This is a genomic window from Marimonas lutisalis, assembly GCF_005434965.1.
GTDB classification, from domain to species: domain Bacteria; phylum Pseudomonadota; class Alphaproteobacteria; order Rhodobacterales; family Rhodobacteraceae; genus Marimonas_A; species Marimonas_A lutisalis.
Genome location: NZ_SKCI01000006.1, coordinates 90,726 through 105,475 on the forward strand (window position 1 = coordinate 90,726; position 14,750 = coordinate 105,475).

The 14,750-nt window shown below is 63.5% G+C and carries 21 protein-coding genes; 16 read left to right on the plus strand and 5 right to left on the minus strand.

Translation table 11 applies throughout. The features are described 5' to 3' along the window. Nucleotides 1–243 precede the first annotated feature (243 nt). The 5 genes from E0501_RS19900 to E0501_RS19920 all read left to right on the plus strand — a co-directional run bounded on the left by E0501_RS19900 (nucleotide 244) and on the right by E0501_RS19920 (nucleotide 3,261). Nucleotides 244–729, plus strand: a complete 486-nt coding sequence (locus E0501_RS19900; RefSeq protein WP_137703163.1) for a hypothetical protein — start codon at nucleotides 244–246, stop codon at nucleotides 727–729. After that, a complete protein-coding gene (locus tag E0501_RS19905) occupies nucleotides 726–923 on the plus strand; it encodes a hypothetical protein (RefSeq protein WP_137703164.1) in 198 nt (65 codons plus the stop codon). The genes E0501_RS19900 and E0501_RS19905 overlap by 4 nt, the downstream gene beginning before the upstream one ends. Continuing rightward, on the plus strand, nucleotides 916–1,296 hold the full coding sequence (locus E0501_RS19910; protein ID WP_137703165.1) for a DUF6362 family protein: 381 nt from the start codon (nucleotides 916–918) through the stop codon (nucleotides 1,294–1,296). Before E0501_RS19905 ends, E0501_RS19910 begins: the two co-directional genes overlap by 8 nt. A gap of 406 nt (nucleotides 1,297–1,702) precedes the next feature. Beyond that, on the plus strand, nucleotides 1,703–2,962 hold the full coding sequence (locus E0501_RS19915; protein WP_137703166.1) for a site-specific DNA-methyltransferase: 1,260 nt from the start codon (nucleotides 1,703–1,705) through the stop codon (nucleotides 2,960–2,962). Then, complete coding sequence (locus tag E0501_RS19920; protein WP_456237894.1) at nucleotides 2,959–3,261, plus strand: DUF7220 family protein; 303 nt, start codon at nucleotides 2,959–2,961, stop codon at nucleotides 3,259–3,261. The genes E0501_RS19915 and E0501_RS19920 overlap by 4 nt, the downstream gene beginning before the upstream one ends. Here E0501_RS19920 and E0501_RS19925 read toward each other — a convergent pair. The 3 genes from E0501_RS19925 to E0501_RS19935 form a co-directional block, all read right to left on the minus strand. After that, nucleotides 3,243–3,485 (minus strand): DUF3489 domain-containing protein, encoded by a 243-nt coding sequence (locus tag E0501_RS19925; protein WP_137703167.1) that lies wholly within the window; start codon nucleotides 3,483–3,485, stop codon nucleotides 3,243–3,245. The genes E0501_RS19920 and E0501_RS19925 overlap by 19 nt on opposite strands. A gap of 91 nt (nucleotides 3,486–3,576) precedes the next feature. Further along, nucleotides 3,577–3,795 (minus strand): hypothetical protein, encoded by a 219-nt coding sequence (locus E0501_RS19930; RefSeq protein WP_137703168.1) that lies wholly within the window; start codon nucleotides 3,793–3,795, stop codon nucleotides 3,577–3,579. A gap of 5 nt (nucleotides 3,796–3,800) precedes the next feature. Further along, nucleotides 3,801–4,070 carry a hypothetical protein gene (locus E0501_RS19935; protein ID WP_137703169.1) on the minus strand — a complete coding sequence of 90 codons (270 nt, stop codon included), beginning with the start codon at nucleotides 4,068–4,070 and terminating at the stop codon, nucleotides 3,801–3,803. A gap of 111 nt (nucleotides 4,071–4,181) precedes the next feature. Between E0501_RS19935 and E0501_RS19940 the strand changes: the two genes are divergently transcribed. From E0501_RS19940 to E0501_RS19975, 8 genes are all read left to right on the plus strand, one after another. Continuing rightward, nucleotides 4,182–4,742 carry a hypothetical protein gene (locus tag E0501_RS19940; protein ID WP_137703170.1) on the plus strand — a complete coding sequence of 187 codons (561 nt, stop codon included), beginning with the start codon at nucleotides 4,182–4,184 and terminating at the stop codon, nucleotides 4,740–4,742. Further along, nucleotides 4,690–6,681, plus strand: coding sequence for a phage terminase large subunit family protein (locus E0501_RS19945; RefSeq protein WP_137703171.1), 1,992 nt, complete (start codon nucleotides 4,690–4,692; stop codon nucleotides 6,679–6,681). The genes E0501_RS19940 and E0501_RS19945 overlap by 53 nt, the downstream gene beginning before the upstream one ends. Then, nucleotides 6,681–6,890 (plus strand): phage head-tail joining protein, encoded by a 210-nt coding sequence (locus tag E0501_RS19950; protein ID WP_137703172.1) that lies wholly within the window; start codon nucleotides 6,681–6,683, stop codon nucleotides 6,888–6,890. Before E0501_RS19945 ends, E0501_RS19950 begins: the two co-directional genes overlap by 1 nt. Next, nucleotides 6,890–8,449: a phage portal protein gene (locus tag E0501_RS19955; protein WP_137703173.1), complete on the plus strand. Its 1,560-nt coding sequence runs from the start codon at nucleotides 6,890–6,892 to the stop codon at nucleotides 8,447–8,449. Before E0501_RS19950 ends, E0501_RS19955 begins: the two co-directional genes overlap by 1 nt. A gap of 5 nt (nucleotides 8,450–8,454) precedes the next feature. Beyond that, the gene (locus E0501_RS19960) at nucleotides 8,455–10,509 is read left to right on the plus strand and encodes a prohead protease/major capsid protein fusion protein (protein WP_137703174.1); all 2,055 of its coding nucleotides are present in this window, start codon (nucleotides 8,455–8,457) and stop codon (nucleotides 10,507–10,509) included. Nucleotides 10,510–10,588: 79 nt separating this feature from the next. After that, nucleotides 10,589–10,924 carry a DUF2190 family protein gene (locus tag E0501_RS19965; RefSeq protein ID WP_137703175.1) on the plus strand — a complete coding sequence of 112 codons (336 nt, stop codon included), beginning with the start codon at nucleotides 10,589–10,591 and terminating at the stop codon, nucleotides 10,922–10,924. Continuing rightward, on the plus strand, nucleotides 10,924–11,235 hold the full coding sequence (locus tag E0501_RS19970) for a head-tail joining protein (protein ID WP_137703176.1): 312 nt from the start codon (nucleotides 10,924–10,926) through the stop codon (nucleotides 11,233–11,235). The genes E0501_RS19965 and E0501_RS19970 overlap by 1 nt, the downstream gene beginning before the upstream one ends. Further along, nucleotides 11,232–11,861, plus strand: a complete 630-nt coding sequence (locus tag E0501_RS19975; protein ID WP_137703177.1) for a DUF6441 family protein — start codon at nucleotides 11,232–11,234, stop codon at nucleotides 11,859–11,861. The genes E0501_RS19970 and E0501_RS19975 overlap by 4 nt, the downstream gene beginning before the upstream one ends. Nucleotides 11,862–11,897: 36 nt before the next feature. Here the strand turns inward: E0501_RS19975 and E0501_RS19980 are convergent, their stop codons facing one another. Then, a complete protein-coding gene (locus tag E0501_RS19980) occupies nucleotides 11,898–12,500 on the minus strand; it encodes a hypothetical protein (protein ID WP_137703178.1) in 603 nt (200 codons plus the stop codon). Between the two features lie 88 nt (nucleotides 12,501–12,588). Between E0501_RS19980 and E0501_RS19985 the strand changes: the two genes are divergently transcribed. Next, on the plus strand, nucleotides 12,589–13,008 hold the full coding sequence (locus E0501_RS19985) for an acyl-CoA transferase (protein ID WP_137703179.1): 420 nt from the start codon (nucleotides 12,589–12,591) through the stop codon (nucleotides 13,006–13,008). A 22-nt stretch (nucleotides 13,009–13,030) separates the two neighbouring features. Here the strand turns inward: E0501_RS19985 and E0501_RS19990 are convergent, their stop codons facing one another. Beyond that, nucleotides 13,031–13,234 carry a hypothetical protein gene (locus E0501_RS19990; RefSeq protein WP_137703180.1) on the minus strand — a complete coding sequence of 68 codons (204 nt, stop codon included), beginning with the start codon at nucleotides 13,232–13,234 and terminating at the stop codon, nucleotides 13,031–13,033. A 110-nt stretch (nucleotides 13,235–13,344) separates the two neighbouring features. Between E0501_RS19990 and E0501_RS19995 the strand changes: the two genes are divergently transcribed. Then, nucleotides 13,345–14,283, plus strand: a complete 939-nt coding sequence (locus E0501_RS19995; RefSeq protein WP_137703181.1) for a phage tail tube protein — start codon at nucleotides 13,345–13,347, stop codon at nucleotides 14,281–14,283. Continuing rightward, entirely contained in the window at nucleotides 14,283–14,720 is a 438-nt protein-coding gene (locus tag E0501_RS20000) for a hypothetical protein (RefSeq protein ID WP_137703182.1), read from the plus strand. Before E0501_RS19995 ends, E0501_RS20000 begins: the two co-directional genes overlap by 1 nt. The last annotated feature ends 30 nt before the right edge of the window (nucleotides 14,721–14,750 follow it).

The following is a 14,750-nucleotide window of genomic DNA, read 5'->3' on the forward strand; positions in this document are numbered from 1 at the left end:
AAATAGGATGATGTACCCCATGAAATAATTGAAATATTGAAAGAAGGTATATTAGCCATACAGACCAGAGACTTAGGGCGAGACTTCTTTCAAGCCGCCCGCCTGAAGAAACTGAAAGAAGTGCCGGGCCGCTCATGTGCCCAGCACCTGACATGACCAGACAACCCTTCGGGGCCTGGCGAGCCCGCAGCCTTCACCGGCCAGCCCTCTCGCCGCGTCCAGCACAACGAAGAGGAGGTCGTCATGACCCAATCACAAAAACTGCGTCCCATCCTGGCGCTCGATCTTGGCACCACCACCGGCTGGGCGCTCCGTGGCTTTGACGGGCTGGTCACCACAGGCACCGCGTCGTTCAAACCCGGCCGCTACGATGGTGGCGGCATGCGCTATCTACGCTTCACCAATTGGCTCACCGAACTGGATCGGCTGAGCGGCCCGGTTGGCACAATCTGGTTTGAAGAGGTGCGCCGTCACGCCGGCACCGATGCAGCACATGTCTATGGCGGGCTTATGGCGTCCTTGACCAGCTGGGCCGAGCTGCGAGGCATTCCCTACGAAGGTGTGCCGGTCGGAACCATCAAGCGCCACGCTACTGGCAAGGGCAACGCCAACAAAGCCGCCATGATCGCTGCCGCCAAGGCGCGAGGGTTCAGTCCTGTTGACGACAATGAGGCCGATGCCATCGCGATCTTGCACTGGGCGATCGAGACGCAGGGAGGTGTGGCATGAGCTACTTCCCCAAAGGCTACGGCGGCCAGCGCCGTTCACCCGAAGAGGTCAAGCGTGACGGCTGGCGCGAGCAAGGCGTGCTGGCGGTCTCAGTCGATGACCATCGCCTGACTTGGCCAGAACGCGAGCTCGTCGAACAACTGGGCACCAAGCTCTATGGACCACGCCCCGTTGGGGAGGTGCGCCATGGGTGAGAAGAAGACATGGACTGCCGTCGACGTCGCTGACCATTTCGAGGAAGCGTTTCGCACGCTGCGAAAGCTGCCGCCGGTCAAGGTACGCGGGTATTTCAACGCTTGGCCAGACATTGTGCGATCAGCGCGAGAGATCGCGGCGATGGATCCGCAGCCGATGCGGGTCTGGCCGTCAGCCGCCGCCATCACCCGACTCGAGCAGACCTTCGACTGGGTGCTCTGGATCGAGGAGGAGGAACGCAAGCTGATCTGGTCTCGCGCCGCCCGCGTGCCCTGGAAGCAGATCAGCGGCGAGCTGGGCGTCGACCGCACAACGGCATGGCGCAAGCACAAACTGGCTTTGACCAAGATCGCCTCGAGGCTGAATGTCTGAGCGACTCCAATATGTTGCAACACTTTTGTGTTCGACACATGCAACATTATCGTGCTACCCGTAGGGCATGATGGGGAGAGTGCGTTGGAAGACGGCTCTCCCCGTTTTCGTGGTGGATACCCCTGCTGAAGCCGGAGTCCAGCTGGGGTCCAATCGGCTAACCCACTGACTTTGCGGGTCCTTCCGGGCCCGAAACGTATACGGGCGGGCGAAGCGCGCAATGTCGCTAGCGACAGGGCCGGTTTTTTGGGAAGCCACCCATAGTCGGCATCCACCCGCGATCCGCTGAAAACCACGACAAAACAAACCTTTGAACCGGACACACCCGGTGGCCGCTGGACCCCTCGCGGAGTCCAGGCTGGCCACTGGTGTCCGGAGTCCACCAGATTGAGGCGAACCCACCCGCATGACCCTGAGCTTTGCCCCGGATGCGATCGAGATGTGGCCGCTGGCCAGGCTCCAGCCCTATGCGAAGAACGCAAAGGCGCATGGCGCGGACCAGGTCGCGAAGATCGCCTCCAGCATGGCAGAGTTCGGCTGGACCGTGCCGTGCCTCGTCGCTGACGACGGCGAGCTGATCGCGGGCCATGGCCGGGTGCTGGCCGCCACGAAGCTGGGGCTGACCGAGGCCCCGGTGATCGTGCTCGGGCATCTGAGCGAGGCGCAACGCCGGGCCTACCGGATCGCGGACAACAAGCTGACGGAACTCGGGACCTGGGACGAGGCGCTGCTGTCGGCCGAGCTGAACGACCTGCTGGCCGAGAATTTTGATCTGTCGCTGATCGGCTTTGATGACGCGGAGCTTGAGGCGCTTTTGGCCGGAGAGGTCGACCCCGAGGCCGCGTCCCGTGAGGGCGAGGACGATGTTCCTGAGGTTCCCGAGACCCCGGTCAGCCGTCCCGGCGATCTCTGGGTGCTTGGCAAGCATCGGCTGCTCTGCGGTGACGCAACGGTGCCAACCGATGTCGAGCGTCTGCTCGGCGATGTGACCCCGCTGCTGATGGTGACCGACCCGCCTTACGGGGTCGAATACGATCCGGGCTGGCGCAACAAGGCAGGAGCGGCCGCGACCAAGCGCACCGGCAAGGTGCTGAATGACGACCGCGCGGATTGGCGCGAGGCCTGGGCGCTGTTCCCGGGCGATGTGGCCTATGTCTGGCACGGGGCGCTGCATGCGACGACGGTCGCGGAAAGCCTCGAAGCGTCCGGCTTCAACATCCGGTCCCAGATCATCTGGGCGAAGGATCGCCTGGTCCTGAGCCGCGGTGATTATCACTGGCAGCACGAACCATGCCTGTACGCCGTGAAAAAGACCGGCAAGGGCCATTGGGCAGGCGACCGCAAGCAGACCACGCTTTGGCAGATCGCAAACAAGGATCAGGACGCTGAAACCGTGCATGGGACACAGAAGCCCGTCGAATGCATGCGCCGGCCGATCCTCAACAATTCCAGCCCGGGCCAAGCGGTCTACGAACCCTTCATGGGATCGGGCACGACGCTGATCGCGGCCGAAACCACGGGCCGTGTGTGCTTCGGGATCGAATTGAACCCGGCCTATGTAGATGTCGCCATACAGCGGTGGCAGCAATTCACAGGTCAGGCGGCCGTGCTGGAAAGCGATGGCCGACCCTTCGATGAGATCAGAGAAGGAAGGGCTGCAGCGTGAAGCAAAGCCGGACCATGTCGTTGATCGAGGCTATCGCCAACGTGTTTGTTGGGTACGGCGTTGCGGTTTTTACGCAGATCCTGATATTCCCGACCTTCGGGCTGCACACCACGTTGGCGCAGAACCTGAAAATGGGCGCGATCTTCACCGTTGTGAGCATCGCTCGGTCCTTCGCCCTGCGACGGGTGTTCGAGGTAATCCGGGTTAGAGCAAGGAAGCCGCCGCCTACACGGCGACGGCTTCCCTACCGCCGTGACTTCAGCGGCAAAGCAGCGCGTGATCAGTCTTCGATACGGTAGACGCGTCCACGTTCCTCCACCTTTTCTGATGTGATCTCGAGCCCGAGTTTCTTCTTGAGCGCGCCGGACATTGCGCCGCGCACCGTATGCGACTGCCACTCGGTGGCAGCGGTGATCTCTTCGATGTTCGCGCCTTCGGGCCGACGCAGGAGATCGATCATGATCTGCTGCTTGGTCTGGCGCGGGGCTACATCGGTTGTGTTGGGGGTGGAATTCTTTGACATCGTTGTCTCCGGTTATCGGGGCGCGCGGTATGCGGTCCTTCTACCGGGACGAACCCCACAGGTGCGGGGCAAGTCTGCTCGGTTGCGCGGCTCAAATCAGGCCGACGTCTTTCAAACAGGCGGCCGCATCGATCAGCTGATCGGTGGGCAATTCGATAGTGATTGTCATGCTGTCGGCGTAGGCGCGGACATAGATGCCACCGACGTCCATCAGAGCGCCTTCGATCTCGTCGAGGACTGAGGTGATGCGGCTTCGGTCGAAGTGATCGGGTAGCTTGCGGATCGGCAATCGGATGGTGCTGGTTTCCATGGTGCTCACTCCGCGTGCTCACCTTCGCTGAAGGCGCTGTCGGTGATGCGCTTCAGGAGGCTGGCGTAATGCTCAAGGGTGCCGACATGGCCCCAGTTGACCTCGTCGGGGTGGGTGTTGAAATGGTCGTCGCTGAGGCTCTGCAGCCGGGCGAGCATCTCGTCGATCTTGGCTTTCTTGCCGATGAAGGCGTTCAAAGCGGCCTCCTTGTTGCGGCGTGCCTTCTCGGCGCGAAGCTCGTGGCGCGGTGTTGTCTGCGGGTTCAGGCGGTTCATCGTGGCGGCTCCGAGGTGGGTTGCATCGTTTTCGTAGGATCACGTTCGCTCTGGTGTGGAGGCTTATCAACTAAATAAGCACATGATTTTAAATAATAATCGGAGTGCGTCATGGAGGGTCTGAGCGAGCGCCAATACGCCGCCCGCGTCGGCCTTTCACGCGGTGCAATCCAGAAGGCCAAGGCCACGGGAAGGCTGGTGCTGCATGCCGATGGCAGCATCGACGCCGAGGCCAGTGATGCATTGCGCGCGCAGGCGACCGATCCGTCGAAAACCCGCAAGGCACCGAAGCCGAAGCTTAAGCCAGTATCCGAGGCTGCGGTCTCAGTTGTCGGCGAAACGCTGCGCGAACAGGGAATGCCTGCCCCGACGGTCGGCAGTGGCACCACCTTTCTGCAGGCCAAGACGGCCAACGAGGTTCTGAAGGCGCAGGAGCGCCGTCTTCGACTGCAAAAGTTAAGGGGCGAATTGATCGACCGGGCCCGCGCGCTGTCGCTGGTCTTTCGGCTGGCGCGGCAGGAACGTGATGTCTGGGTCAATTGGCCCGCCCGTGCCGCGGCGCTGATGGCGGCCGATCTGGGCGTTGAGCCGGCCGCGATGCAAAAGGTTCTGGAGAAACATGTCCGTGCCCAGCTCGACGATCTTGCCGAGGTCAAACCCGATCTCCGGTGAAGACGACTTCGAGGGTGCCGCCGAAATCCTGCGTGCCTGGAGTGAAGGTCTCACGCCGGACCCGGATCTGACGGTCTCGCAATGGGCGGATCGGCACCGGATGCTGTCCGGTCGCGCATCGGCCGAACCGGGCCGGTATCGCACCGCGCGCACGCCTTACATGGGCGAGATCATGGACCGGCTGAGCCCATGCGATCCGACACAAAGGATCGTGTTCATGAAGGCCGCGCAGGTCGGTGCGACCGAGGCCGGCAACAACTGGATCGGCTTTGCGATCCACCAGGCGCCAGGGCCGATGTTGGCAGTCCAGCCAACGGTGGAACTGGCGAAACGGAACTCAAGGCAGCGGATCGACCCGCTAATCGATGAAAGCCCGGAGCTGCGGGAGCGGGTCAAACCGGCGCGCTCGCGCGACGCCGGGAACACCATGTTGTCCAAGGAATTCTCGGGCGGCATCCTGATCATGACCGGGGCGAACTCGGCGGTAGGTCTCCGCTCGACCCCGGCACGCTACATCTTCCTCGACGAGGTCGATGCCTATCCGGCCTCAGCCGACGAGGAAGGCGATCCGGTTACGCTGGCCGAAGCCCGGTCGCTGACTTTCGCCCACCGGCGCAAGGTGTTCCTGGTCTCGACGCCGACCATTCGGGGGATGAGCCGGATCGAGCGGGACTACGAGGCCAGTGACCAACGCCGGTTCTTCGTGCCATGTCCGCATTGCGGCGCAATGCAGTGGCTGAAATTCGAACGCCTCCGCTGGCAGAAGGGACAGCCGGAAACAGCAGAATATCACTGCGAGGGTTGCGACACGCCCATCGCGGAGCATCACAAGACGGCAATGCTGGAGGCTGGCGAATGGCGGGCGACCGCTACGGCAGCGGATCCCAATACGGTCGGCTACCATCTCTCGGCGCTTTATTCGCCCATCGGCTGGCTGAGCTGGGAGCGGATTGTACGGGCCTGGGATGCGGCTCAAGGGTCTGATGAGGCGATCAAGGCATTCCGAAATACGATCCTCGGCGAGACTTGGGTCGAGACCGGTGAAGCCCCGGACTGGCAGCGGCTCTACGACCAGCGCGAACGCTGGAAACCGGGCATTGTCCCGGCGGGCGGGTTGTTCCTGACCGCCGGGGCCGATGTCCAAAAGGACCGCATCGAGGTCGATGTCTGGGCTTGGGGCCGTGGGCTCGAAAGCTGGCTCGTCGATCACATTGTGATCGAGGGCGGGCCCGACCGGCATGAGGCTTGGGGCGACCTGACCGACCTGCTCGGTCGAACATGGCCGCATGAGCGTGGTGCGCTGCTAAAGATCGCGCGGCTTGCGATCGACACGGGCTATGAGGCCCCGGCGGTCTATGGCTGGTCGCGGGATCAAGGGTTTGCGCAGGTCGCCCCGGTCAAAGGCGTGGAGGGGTTCAACCGGGCCAGCCCGGTGTCGGGGCCCACCTATGTGGATGCGACCGAGGGCGGCAAACGTCTGCGCCGCGGGGCGCGCCTTTGGACCGTGGCGGTGTCGACCTTCAAGGCCGAGACCTATCGCTTCCTGAGGCTCGAACGGCCGACTGAGGAGGACATGGCCAATGGTGCGGCGTTCTCGCCCGGTACGGTGCATCTGCCGCATTGGGTAGAGAACGAATGGCTGAAGCAGTTCGTGGCCGAGCAGCTGGTCACCGTGCGCACGAAGCGCGGTTTTGCCCGGCTTGAATGGCAGAAACTGCGTGAACGCAACGAGGCGTTGGACTGCCGGGTCTATGCCCGCGCCGCCGCCTGGATCGCAGGCGCGGACCGCTGGACGGATGAGAAATGGCGCGACCTTGAGGATCAGCTTGGGGTCGCCGACGCCTCTGCGGATCCCGCGGGGCAGATCAACAGGCAAGCACAGACGTCGCAGGGGAAACGCCAATCCGATTGGCTTGGACGGCGTGGGGGATGGTTTTGATGACCGATTGGACGGAAACCGAGCTGTCCGCGCTGCGCCGGGCCTATGCCAGCGGCACGACGCGGGTCAGCTATGACGGCAAGTCGGTGGACTACGGCTCGGCCGAGGATCTGCTCGCCCGCATCCGGACCATTGAGCGCGCTATCGCGGGGATGACAAAATCCGCGCCGGTCGCAGGGCTCGCAAGCTTCTCGCGCGGAGATCGCTGATGTCGGCGAACTGGTTTGACCATGCGATTGCCACGGTGGCTCCGCGCGCTGCGGCCCGCCGCGTTCTTGCCAGGCAGGCGTTCGAAACCCTGACGCGCGGCTATGACGGCGCGGCCAAAGGGCGGCGTACCGAAGGCTGGCGCGCGCCGGGCACCTCTGCTGACACAGAAGTCAGCGTGGCCGGAGCACTCTTGCGCGACCGGATGCGCGATCTGGTCCGCAATAACCCGCATGCGGCCAAAGCCGTGGCGGTGCTGGTGAACAACATCGTCGGCGCGGGCATCATGCCGCGCGCCGCCAGCGGCAATGACAAACTGGACCGCAAGGTCGATGCGCTCTTTGCGCAATGGTCGGACACGGCCGATGCTGACGGCCAGCTCGACTTCTATGGCCTGCAGACGCTTATCTGCCGCGAGATGGTCGAGGCGGGCGAGGTGCTGGTGCGTCGGCGTCTGCGCCGTGCAAGCGACGGTCTGCCCGTCCCGCTGCAAGTGCAGGTGCTGGAGGCCGACTTCCTCGACGCCACCAAGTCCGGCGCACTCGGCGCAGGACGGCTGGTTCAAGGGATTGAGTTCGACCCGGTCGGCAAGCGCCGGGCCTACTGGCTGCATGCCGAACATCCCGGCGATGCCTATGGGGCCTTGCAGAACGGGTTGCAGAGCCGCCCGGTCCCGGCGAGCGAGATCGCCCATGTCTACGAGAAGCAGCGCACGCAGGCGCGCGGCGTTCCCTGGGGCGCGCCGGTGATCCGCAGCTTGCGCGATCTCGATGATTACGAGGTGGCCGAACTGGTCCGCAAGAAGACCGAGGCCTGCGTCACCGCCATCGTCTTCGGAGATGACGAGGCCCAGCAGGGCATCGCGCCCTCCGTGGTGGATGCTGATGGCAACCGGGTCGAGCAGTTCGAGCCGGGGCTGATCGCCTATGCGCGCGGCGGCAAGGACATCCGCTTCAACCAGCCCTCGGCCACAGGAGGCTATGCCGAGTACAAGCGGGCGAGCCTGCACACGATCTCGGCCGGGTTCCGGGTGCCCTATGAACTGCTGACCGGGGACCTGTCCCAGGTCAACTATTCCTCGATCCGGGCGGGGCTCGTTGAGTTCCGCCGCCAGATCGACGCGGTGCAATGGCAGCTGTTCATCCCGATGTTCTGCGCCCCCACCTGGCGCTGGTTCACCGAGGCTGCGTGGGCAGCAGGCCAGATCCCGACACCGGACGTGCCGGTCGAATGGTCGCCTCCGAAGTTCGAGGCGGTCGATCCGCAGAAAGACGCGATGGCGAACCTGCTGTCGATCCGCTCGGGCACCATGACGCTGGCCGAGGTGATCGCGCGGCAGGGGCGCAACCCCGACGCCGTGCTGGCTGAGATCGCCGCGACCAATGCCAAGCTCGATGACCTTGGGCTAGTGCTCGACAGCGACCCCCGCCGCGTCACCAAAACCGGCAGTGCACAATCCAATGACGGGGCCAGCGATCCGTCGAACGAACCGGCCGAGGACGAGCCCGCTGCCGACACGGACACCGACCCGGCGCAGGCCGAGCCCGACCAACAGGACTGACCAATATGGACACGATGATCGAAATCCCGGCCTTGCGCCGGATGGCGGAGCTTGCGCCGAACTCAGCCGATACTGACGCCCGCACTGTCGAGGTGATCTGGTCGGCAGGCGCTCGGGTCCGCCGGTCGACGCTATTCGGCGAACCCTATGACGAGGAACTGAGCCTCGATCCGACCCATGTGCGGCTGGATCGGCTGAACGCCGGCGCGCCGTTTCTGAAGGTGCATGAGGTCGACACGCTCGATGCCGTGATCGGCTCGGTCGTCCCGGGGTCGGCCCGCATCGAAAACGGTCGCGGCATTGCGCAGGTTCGAATTTCTGAGCGTGCCGATGTCGAGCCGATCTGGCGCGATATCCAGGCGGGCCACATCCGCGCGGTCTCCATCGGCTACCAGGTCCACCGCTTCGAGGTCTCGAAACCCGAAGCGGCCCGCGAGCTTTGGCGCGCGGTGGACTGGACACCCTTCGAGGTGTCCGCCGTACCCGTTGGCGCGGATCCCGCCGCAGGGTTTCGCGCCCAATCCCCCCTTCATGACTGCGTCCTCCATCGCCGGGACGTCCCACCCCCAACCACAGGAGCCATCCCGATGACGGACAAATCCAAAGCCCCTGCCGCAGAGGCCGAAGACCAGCCCAGCGACTCTGTCGCGACCGAGGACACCATCATGACTGAACCCAAGACGCCTGAAGCAGAGCCGAAGGTTGCTGCTGTTGAGAACCGCGCGCAGCCGAAGATGCAGAAACCCGAAGACGCCGCCGCACCCGATACCGAAGCCGTCGCGACCCGCGCCCGCGAAACCGAGCGCGACCGCGTTTCCACGATCTACGATCTGACTGGACGCTTGAATCTCGAGCGCAGCTTTGCCGAGGATCTGGTGAAACGCGGCACCGACGTCGATGAGGCACGTCGCCTGATCCTCGATCAGGTTGCTTCAAAATCTGAGGAAACCCGTACCTTCAGCCAGGTATCGATCCCGCTGGGCGGTCGCGACGAACAGGTCACCCGCCGCGACGCCGTCGCCAATGCGCTGCTTCACCGCTACAGCCCGACGCTCTTCCAACTGGAGGATGCCGCTCGGCAGTATCGCGGGATGACGCTGCTGGAGCTCGCCCGTGAAAGCCTTGGCAATGCGGGCGTCAACACACGCGGCCTGTCGCGCGACGAGGTGGCAACACGGGCCCTGCATTCGACATCTGACTTCCCCGAGATCCTTTCGGCGGTCACCAACAAGACGCTCCGGCAAGCCTACGAGGCCTATCCCCGGACCTTCATGCTGTTCTGCCGCCAGGTGCTCGCCACCGACTTCAAGGCCATGCATCGGGTCCAGCTTGGCGAGGCCCCGCAACTGCTCGAGGTGAGCGAAAGCGGCGAGTTCAAACGCGGCACGCTCGGCGAGAGCAAGGAGAGCTACAAGGTCAAGACCTATGGCCGGGTGGTCGCGATCACCCGCCAGACGCTGATCAACGACGATCTCGACGCATTCACCCGGATCCCAGCGATGTACGGCAACTCCATCGCCCAGCTGGAGTCGGACGTTGTCTGGGGCATCATCACCGCCAACCCGGCGATGGCCGATGGCAACGCTCTGTTCCACAACAGCCATAAGAACCTGGCAGGCACCGGTGCGGCGCTCGATGTGACCAGCGTCGGTGCGGCCCGCGCCGCCATGGCCAAGCAGACCGGCCTCGACAAGAAGACGGTGCTCAATGTCCGTCCCGCTTTCCTGATCGTGCCTGCTTCGCTGGAACTGAAGGCCGAGCAGCTGGTCGCCCAGAACCTCGTGCCCGCCGCAACGTCCAGTGTCGTGCCGCAGTCGATCCGCACGCTCGCGCCGATCAGCGAGCCCCGGCTTGATGCGGTGAGCGAGACCGCCTGGTATCTGGCGGCCAGCCCGAACCAGATCGACACGATCGAGTACGCCTATCTCGAGGGCCAGCAGGGCGCCTACATCGAGACGCGCAATGGCTTTGACGTCGACGGTGTCGAGATCAAGTGCCGCCTCGACTTCGGCGCCAAGGCCATCGATTGGCGCGGCCTCTACAAGAACCCGGGCGCATAAACCGGGCCATCGCTGAAATCTTACCTCTGACGGGCGGTCCAATTGGGCCGCCCGTTCCCTTTTGCAAAGGAACGTGCACATGAAAAACTACGTCCAGCCCGGCAATACTCTCACCCTGACTGCGCCCTATGCAGTGACATCCGGCGATGGCTTGCTCGTTGGCTCCATCTTCGGCGTCGCCTCCGTGGACGCTGCCCTAAACGATCCCGTTCAGACCGCCCTGACCGGCGTGTTCGACCTCACCAAGGTTGGCTCGCAGGCCTGGACAGTCGGCGCGAAGGTCTATTGGGACGACACCAACAAGCGCACCACGAGCGTGGCCACATCGAATACCCTGATCGGCGTGGCCACAGAGGCTGTTGCGGGCGGTGCGGGCGACCTGATCGGCCGGGTGCGCCTGAACGCCTCGTTCTGATGACTGCATTTGTCGCCGTGGTTGATGCGCTCTTTTCCGATCCGAACATCGGACGCGAAGCGGTCTACACCTCCGATGGCGGTGCGCCCGTTCTGGTGCGCATCGTCTCCCGGCAGGCGGATGCAATCACCGACTTCGGCGACGCGAGGCTTTGGTCCGAGACCACTCGGATCGACCTGCGCGTCGCCGAGGTGGCGAACCCACGCCCCGGCGACCGGATCGAGATTGATGGTGACGCGTTCCTCATCCAAGGCGAACCCATCCGCGACCGCGAGCGGCTCGTCTGGACGTTGGATCTGCGCGCAGCATGAAGCTGAAGCTCGACATCACGCCCGACCTCGTTGCTGCCATGGCCACGGAGGTGAAGGCGGGTGAGAAGGCCGTCACCGCCGCCATGCGGGAAGCCGGCACCGGGGTGAAGTCTTCGTGGCGGACCCAGATCACCGGCGCAGGACTCGGTCGGCGGCTCGCCAACTCGATCCGCAACCAGACCTTCCCGCGTGCAGGCGAAAGCCTTGATGCAGCGGCGCTGGTCTGGTCCAAAGCCCCGGTCATCGTCGGTGCGCACGACTCTGGTCCGCTGATCCGTTCGAAAGGTGGGTTCTACCTCGCGATCCCGACCGAAGCAGCAGGTCGAGGCCTGCGGGGTCGCCGGATCACCCCGGGGGAATGGGAGCGGCGGCGCGGCTTGCGCCTGCGCTTCGTCTACCGTAGGCGCCGGCCGAGCTTGCTGGTCGCCGACCGGGCCCGCATCAACAGCCGCGGCCAGGCGGTGGCCTCGCGCGCGAAGACCGGCCGCAACCAGGTCACCGCACCGATCTTCCTGCTCGTTCCGCAGGTCAAGTTGCCGAAGCGGCTCGATCTCGACCGAGACGCCGACAGGGCGCTCGACAGCGTGCCGTGGCTTATCGTGGCAAATTGGGTGGAGGCGCGTTGAAGCTCGTCCGGCGCACGAGCGTCAATCCCGCTGACATCATGTAAGCAGTAGATTGGTTTGCCCCGGAACGTCACCAAGGTGCCTCCGCAGAAGCGGCTGCAATGCGGCGCGGGACGGAATAAATGACTCGTTGTAGTCAAAGTCGTGCCAATCAATGTCAGCCCGTGCGCCAAGCCGATCTTGGTGCATCTTGTCCCGCACCTCTTTGACCCGGCGGACATTTGCATCAAGTTGCGCTGCACCGGTTGGGTCGAACTCGCGGCAAAGTGCTGCAATCCAGTCGTTCGTGTTGACGCGAGCGCCTGTGGTGCCGTCGTCGCCAATTCCGGCCAGGTGATGGACCGAACCAAGGCCTTCACAGACCGAAAACACCCCAACGCTGAACTCGAAGTTCATGATTTGGAAGTAGGGCTCGAAAAGCACTGATCTGCCAGATACCCGCTCCCCATGCGGAACGATAAGGCCAGCTTTCATCTCAAGGCCGACCATGATGTGCTTCAGGTTAGACTTCAGCCTTCTCCTGACATCTAAGTGAATGCCGGCCGGGACTGCCCTGATCAACCAAGGAAGCCAATCCGCGGATGTCGAAAGTGCATGAAAGCCAGGCGGATTGGCTGGATAAAGATCAAGGTAAAACACTTTGACGCCCCTCACTGATTGATTGAATTACAATTCCGACGAGTACACGACGATTGCTGATGCTCACCAGCCCCCGGCAGAGTAGAAAATGCCCACACCTCGCGAAACCATCCTCGCCGCACTGCACGCGCGGCTCTCGGCGCTGGCCGCCAGCGCCCTGCGCGGCGAGGTGCTGCCCGAGCGCGTCCCATCCGAGGGCCTGTTGATCCTTCGGGATGGGGAGCCAGGCGATCCCGATGTCACTCTGTCGCCGCTTGCCTACCACTACCAGCACCGCGCGGAGATCGAGGCGGTCGTCCAGGGTGATGACCGCGATGAACTGTTCGATAATCTCTGTGCTAGCGTTGGCGCGACGCTCGCCGCTGATCGGACGCTGGGCGGCCTCTGCGACTGGGTCGAGGCCGAAGCACCACGCTCAGTCGATCTGCCGGTCGAGGGCGCCGCGAGCCTGAAGGCTGCCGTGATCAGGGTTTCGCTGTTCTACGCGACAAGCGATCCGCTTGGATAAACTCCAGCACGCTGTGCGAAGGTTAACCTCGTTGCGCGTTCGGATTGTCTCCAAGGAGTAGCAGCAAAAGGCAGGCAAGGATTGGCGAAAAAATCAGGCTCAAAACCACCCAGCCAAAGGCACTGCGCCCGCGTTTCGCGGCCATCCCTGCGGGTAACAGGATGTAAATCCAAAGAACGACATAGAGAGCTGCCAGCCCGATGATGATGGTAAAAACCGTTTCCAACGTGGCGGCTCCTCAAAATTCGCTAGTGGACTGAAACCCATAGAATGTCCGGGTTTTGTAACGTCACCTGATGCCCGAAAACACTCTATTCGTTACAGGAGAAACTTCCAATGGCACGAGCCCAAGGGGCGCGGGCGCAAATGGCGCTTGCGTTCGAGACGACCTATGGAACGCCCCCCGTGGGCGGCTTCACGAAGATGCCCTTCGCCAGTACCTCGCTTGGCGCAGAGCAGCCGCTGCTGAACTCGGAACTGCTCGGCTACGGCCGGGATCCGCTGGCGCCAATCAAGGATGCGGTGACGGCCGATGGCGATGTGGTCGTGCCGCTCGATGCGGAAGCCTTCGGCTTCTGGCTCAAGGCTGCCTTTGGTGATCCGACCACGACCGGCACCGGCCCCTGGACCCATGAGTTTCAGTCGGGGGCCTGGACGCTGCCCAGCATGTCTATCGAGACCGGCATGCCCGAGGTGCCGCGCTATGCGATGTATTCCGGCTGTGTGCTCGACCAGATCACCTGGCAAATGCAGCGATCTGGCCTTTTGACCGCAACGGCCCGTCTGGTGGCGCAGGGGGAGACCGTGGGCACAACGACGAGTGCAGGCACGCCTGCATCGCTCGAATTGCAGCGCTTCGGCCATTTCAACGGGGCGATCACCCGCAACGGATCGGCGCTTGGCAACGTCGTCTCGGCCGACATCACCTATGCAAACAACCTCGACCGTATCGAAACCATCCGGTCAGACGGCCGTATTGATGGGGCCGACCCCTCTATCGCCGCGCTGACCGGCTCAATCGAAGTGCGCTTCGCCGATCAGACGCTGGTAACGCAGGCCATCAACGGCGAGGCTTGCGAATTGGAGTTCGCCTACGTTTTGCCGTCGGGCGAGAGCTTCACCTTCACCGTACACGCCGTCTACCTGCCGCGCCCGCGGATCGAGATCTCCGGGCCGCAGGGTGTCCAAGCGACCTTCGATTGGCAGGCCGCGCGCGACAGTCTGATCGGGCGGATGTGCACTGCGACCCTGATCAACGACATCGAGGTGTATTGATGCTGACGCTCGACCTGACCAACGCCCCGTGTTGGCATGATCTCGTGCCCGGCGTGCGGGTGCAGCTGCGCCCGTTGACCACAGCTCTGATGGTGGCGACGCGGAGCGACACCGCTGTTGAGGAGGTCCCCGAGGAGGCGTCTGACGAGGAACGCGCCGTTGCATTCGCTAAAGCACTGGCTCGCCGGGTGATCCTCGCCTGGGATGGCATCGGCGATGCCGACGGCAATCCCATCGACCCGAGCCCCGAGGCCATCGATGCGCTCCTGGACGTCTGGCCAATCTTCGAGGCGTTTCAGCTGACCTATGTGTCCAAGGGCCTGCTGCTGGAACAGGAAAAAAACGCCTTAGCGCCCTTGCCGAGTGGTCCTTCGGCGGGGGCGAGCAATACTGTCAAGCCTGCGAAAAAGTCTGCGAAGACTGCCCCGCGCGGCTGAATCGACCCACCTCCTTTGAAGGCTGGCAGG

Bases quoted from the DNA above. Each gene is read 5' to 3' on its own strand.
- E0501_RS19900 (WP_137703163.1), top strand. From the start codon at position 244: ATGACCCAATCACAAAAACTGCGTCCCATCCTGGCGCTCGATCTTGGC.
- E0501_RS19965 (WP_137703175.1), top strand. From the start codon at position 10,589: ATGAAAAACTACGTCCAGCCCGGCAATACTCTCACCCTGACTGCGCCC.
- E0501_RS19955 (WP_137703173.1), top strand. From the start codon at position 6,890: ATGTCGGCGAACTGGTTTGACCATGCGATTGCCACGGTGGCTCCGCGC.
- E0501_RS19960 (WP_137703174.1), top strand. From the start codon at position 8,455: ATGGACACGATGATCGAAATCCCGGCCTTGCGCCGGATGGCGGAGCTT.
- E0501_RS19905 (WP_137703164.1), top strand. From the start codon at position 726: ATGAGCTACTTCCCCAAAGGCTACGGCGGCCAGCGCCGTTCACCCGAA.
- E0501_RS20000 (WP_137703182.1), top strand. From the start codon at position 14,283: ATGCTGACGCTCGACCTGACCAACGCCCCGTGTTGGCATGATCTCGTG.
- E0501_RS19975 (WP_137703177.1), top strand. From the start codon at position 11,232: ATGAAGCTGAAGCTCGACATCACGCCCGACCTCGTTGCTGCCATGGCC.
- E0501_RS19915 (WP_137703166.1), top strand. From the start codon at position 1,703: ATGACCCTGAGCTTTGCCCCGGATGCGATCGAGATGTGGCCGCTGGCC.
- E0501_RS19985 (WP_137703179.1), top strand. From the start codon at position 12,589: ATGCCCACACCTCGCGAAACCATCCTCGCCGCACTGCACGCGCGGCTC.
- E0501_RS19995 (WP_137703181.1), top strand. From the start codon at position 13,345: ATGGCACGAGCCCAAGGGGCGCGGGCGCAAATGGCGCTTGCGTTCGAG.
- E0501_RS19950 (WP_137703172.1), top strand. From the start codon at position 6,681: ATGACCGATTGGACGGAAACCGAGCTGTCCGCGCTGCGCCGGGCCTAT.
- E0501_RS19935 (WP_137703169.1), bottom strand. From the start codon at position 4,070: ATGAACCGCCTGAACCCGCAGACAACACCGCGCCACGAGCTTCGCGCC.
- E0501_RS19930 (WP_137703168.1), bottom strand. From the start codon at position 3,795: ATGGAAACCAGCACCATCCGATTGCCGATCCGCAAGCTACCCGATCAC.
- E0501_RS19925 (WP_137703167.1), bottom strand. From the start codon at position 3,485: ATGTCAAAGAATTCCACCCCCAACACAACCGATGTAGCCCCGCGCCAG.
- E0501_RS19910 (WP_137703165.1), top strand. From the start codon at position 916: ATGGGTGAGAAGAAGACATGGACTGCCGTCGACGTCGCTGACCATTTC.
- E0501_RS19940 (WP_137703170.1), top strand. From the start codon at position 4,182: ATGGAGGGTCTGAGCGAGCGCCAATACGCCGCCCGCGTCGGCCTTTCA.
- E0501_RS19970 (WP_137703176.1), top strand. From the start codon at position 10,924: ATGACTGCATTTGTCGCCGTGGTTGATGCGCTCTTTTCCGATCCGAAC.
- E0501_RS19945 (WP_137703171.1), top strand. From the start codon at position 4,690: ATGTCCGTGCCCAGCTCGACGATCTTGCCGAGGTCAAACCCGATCTCC.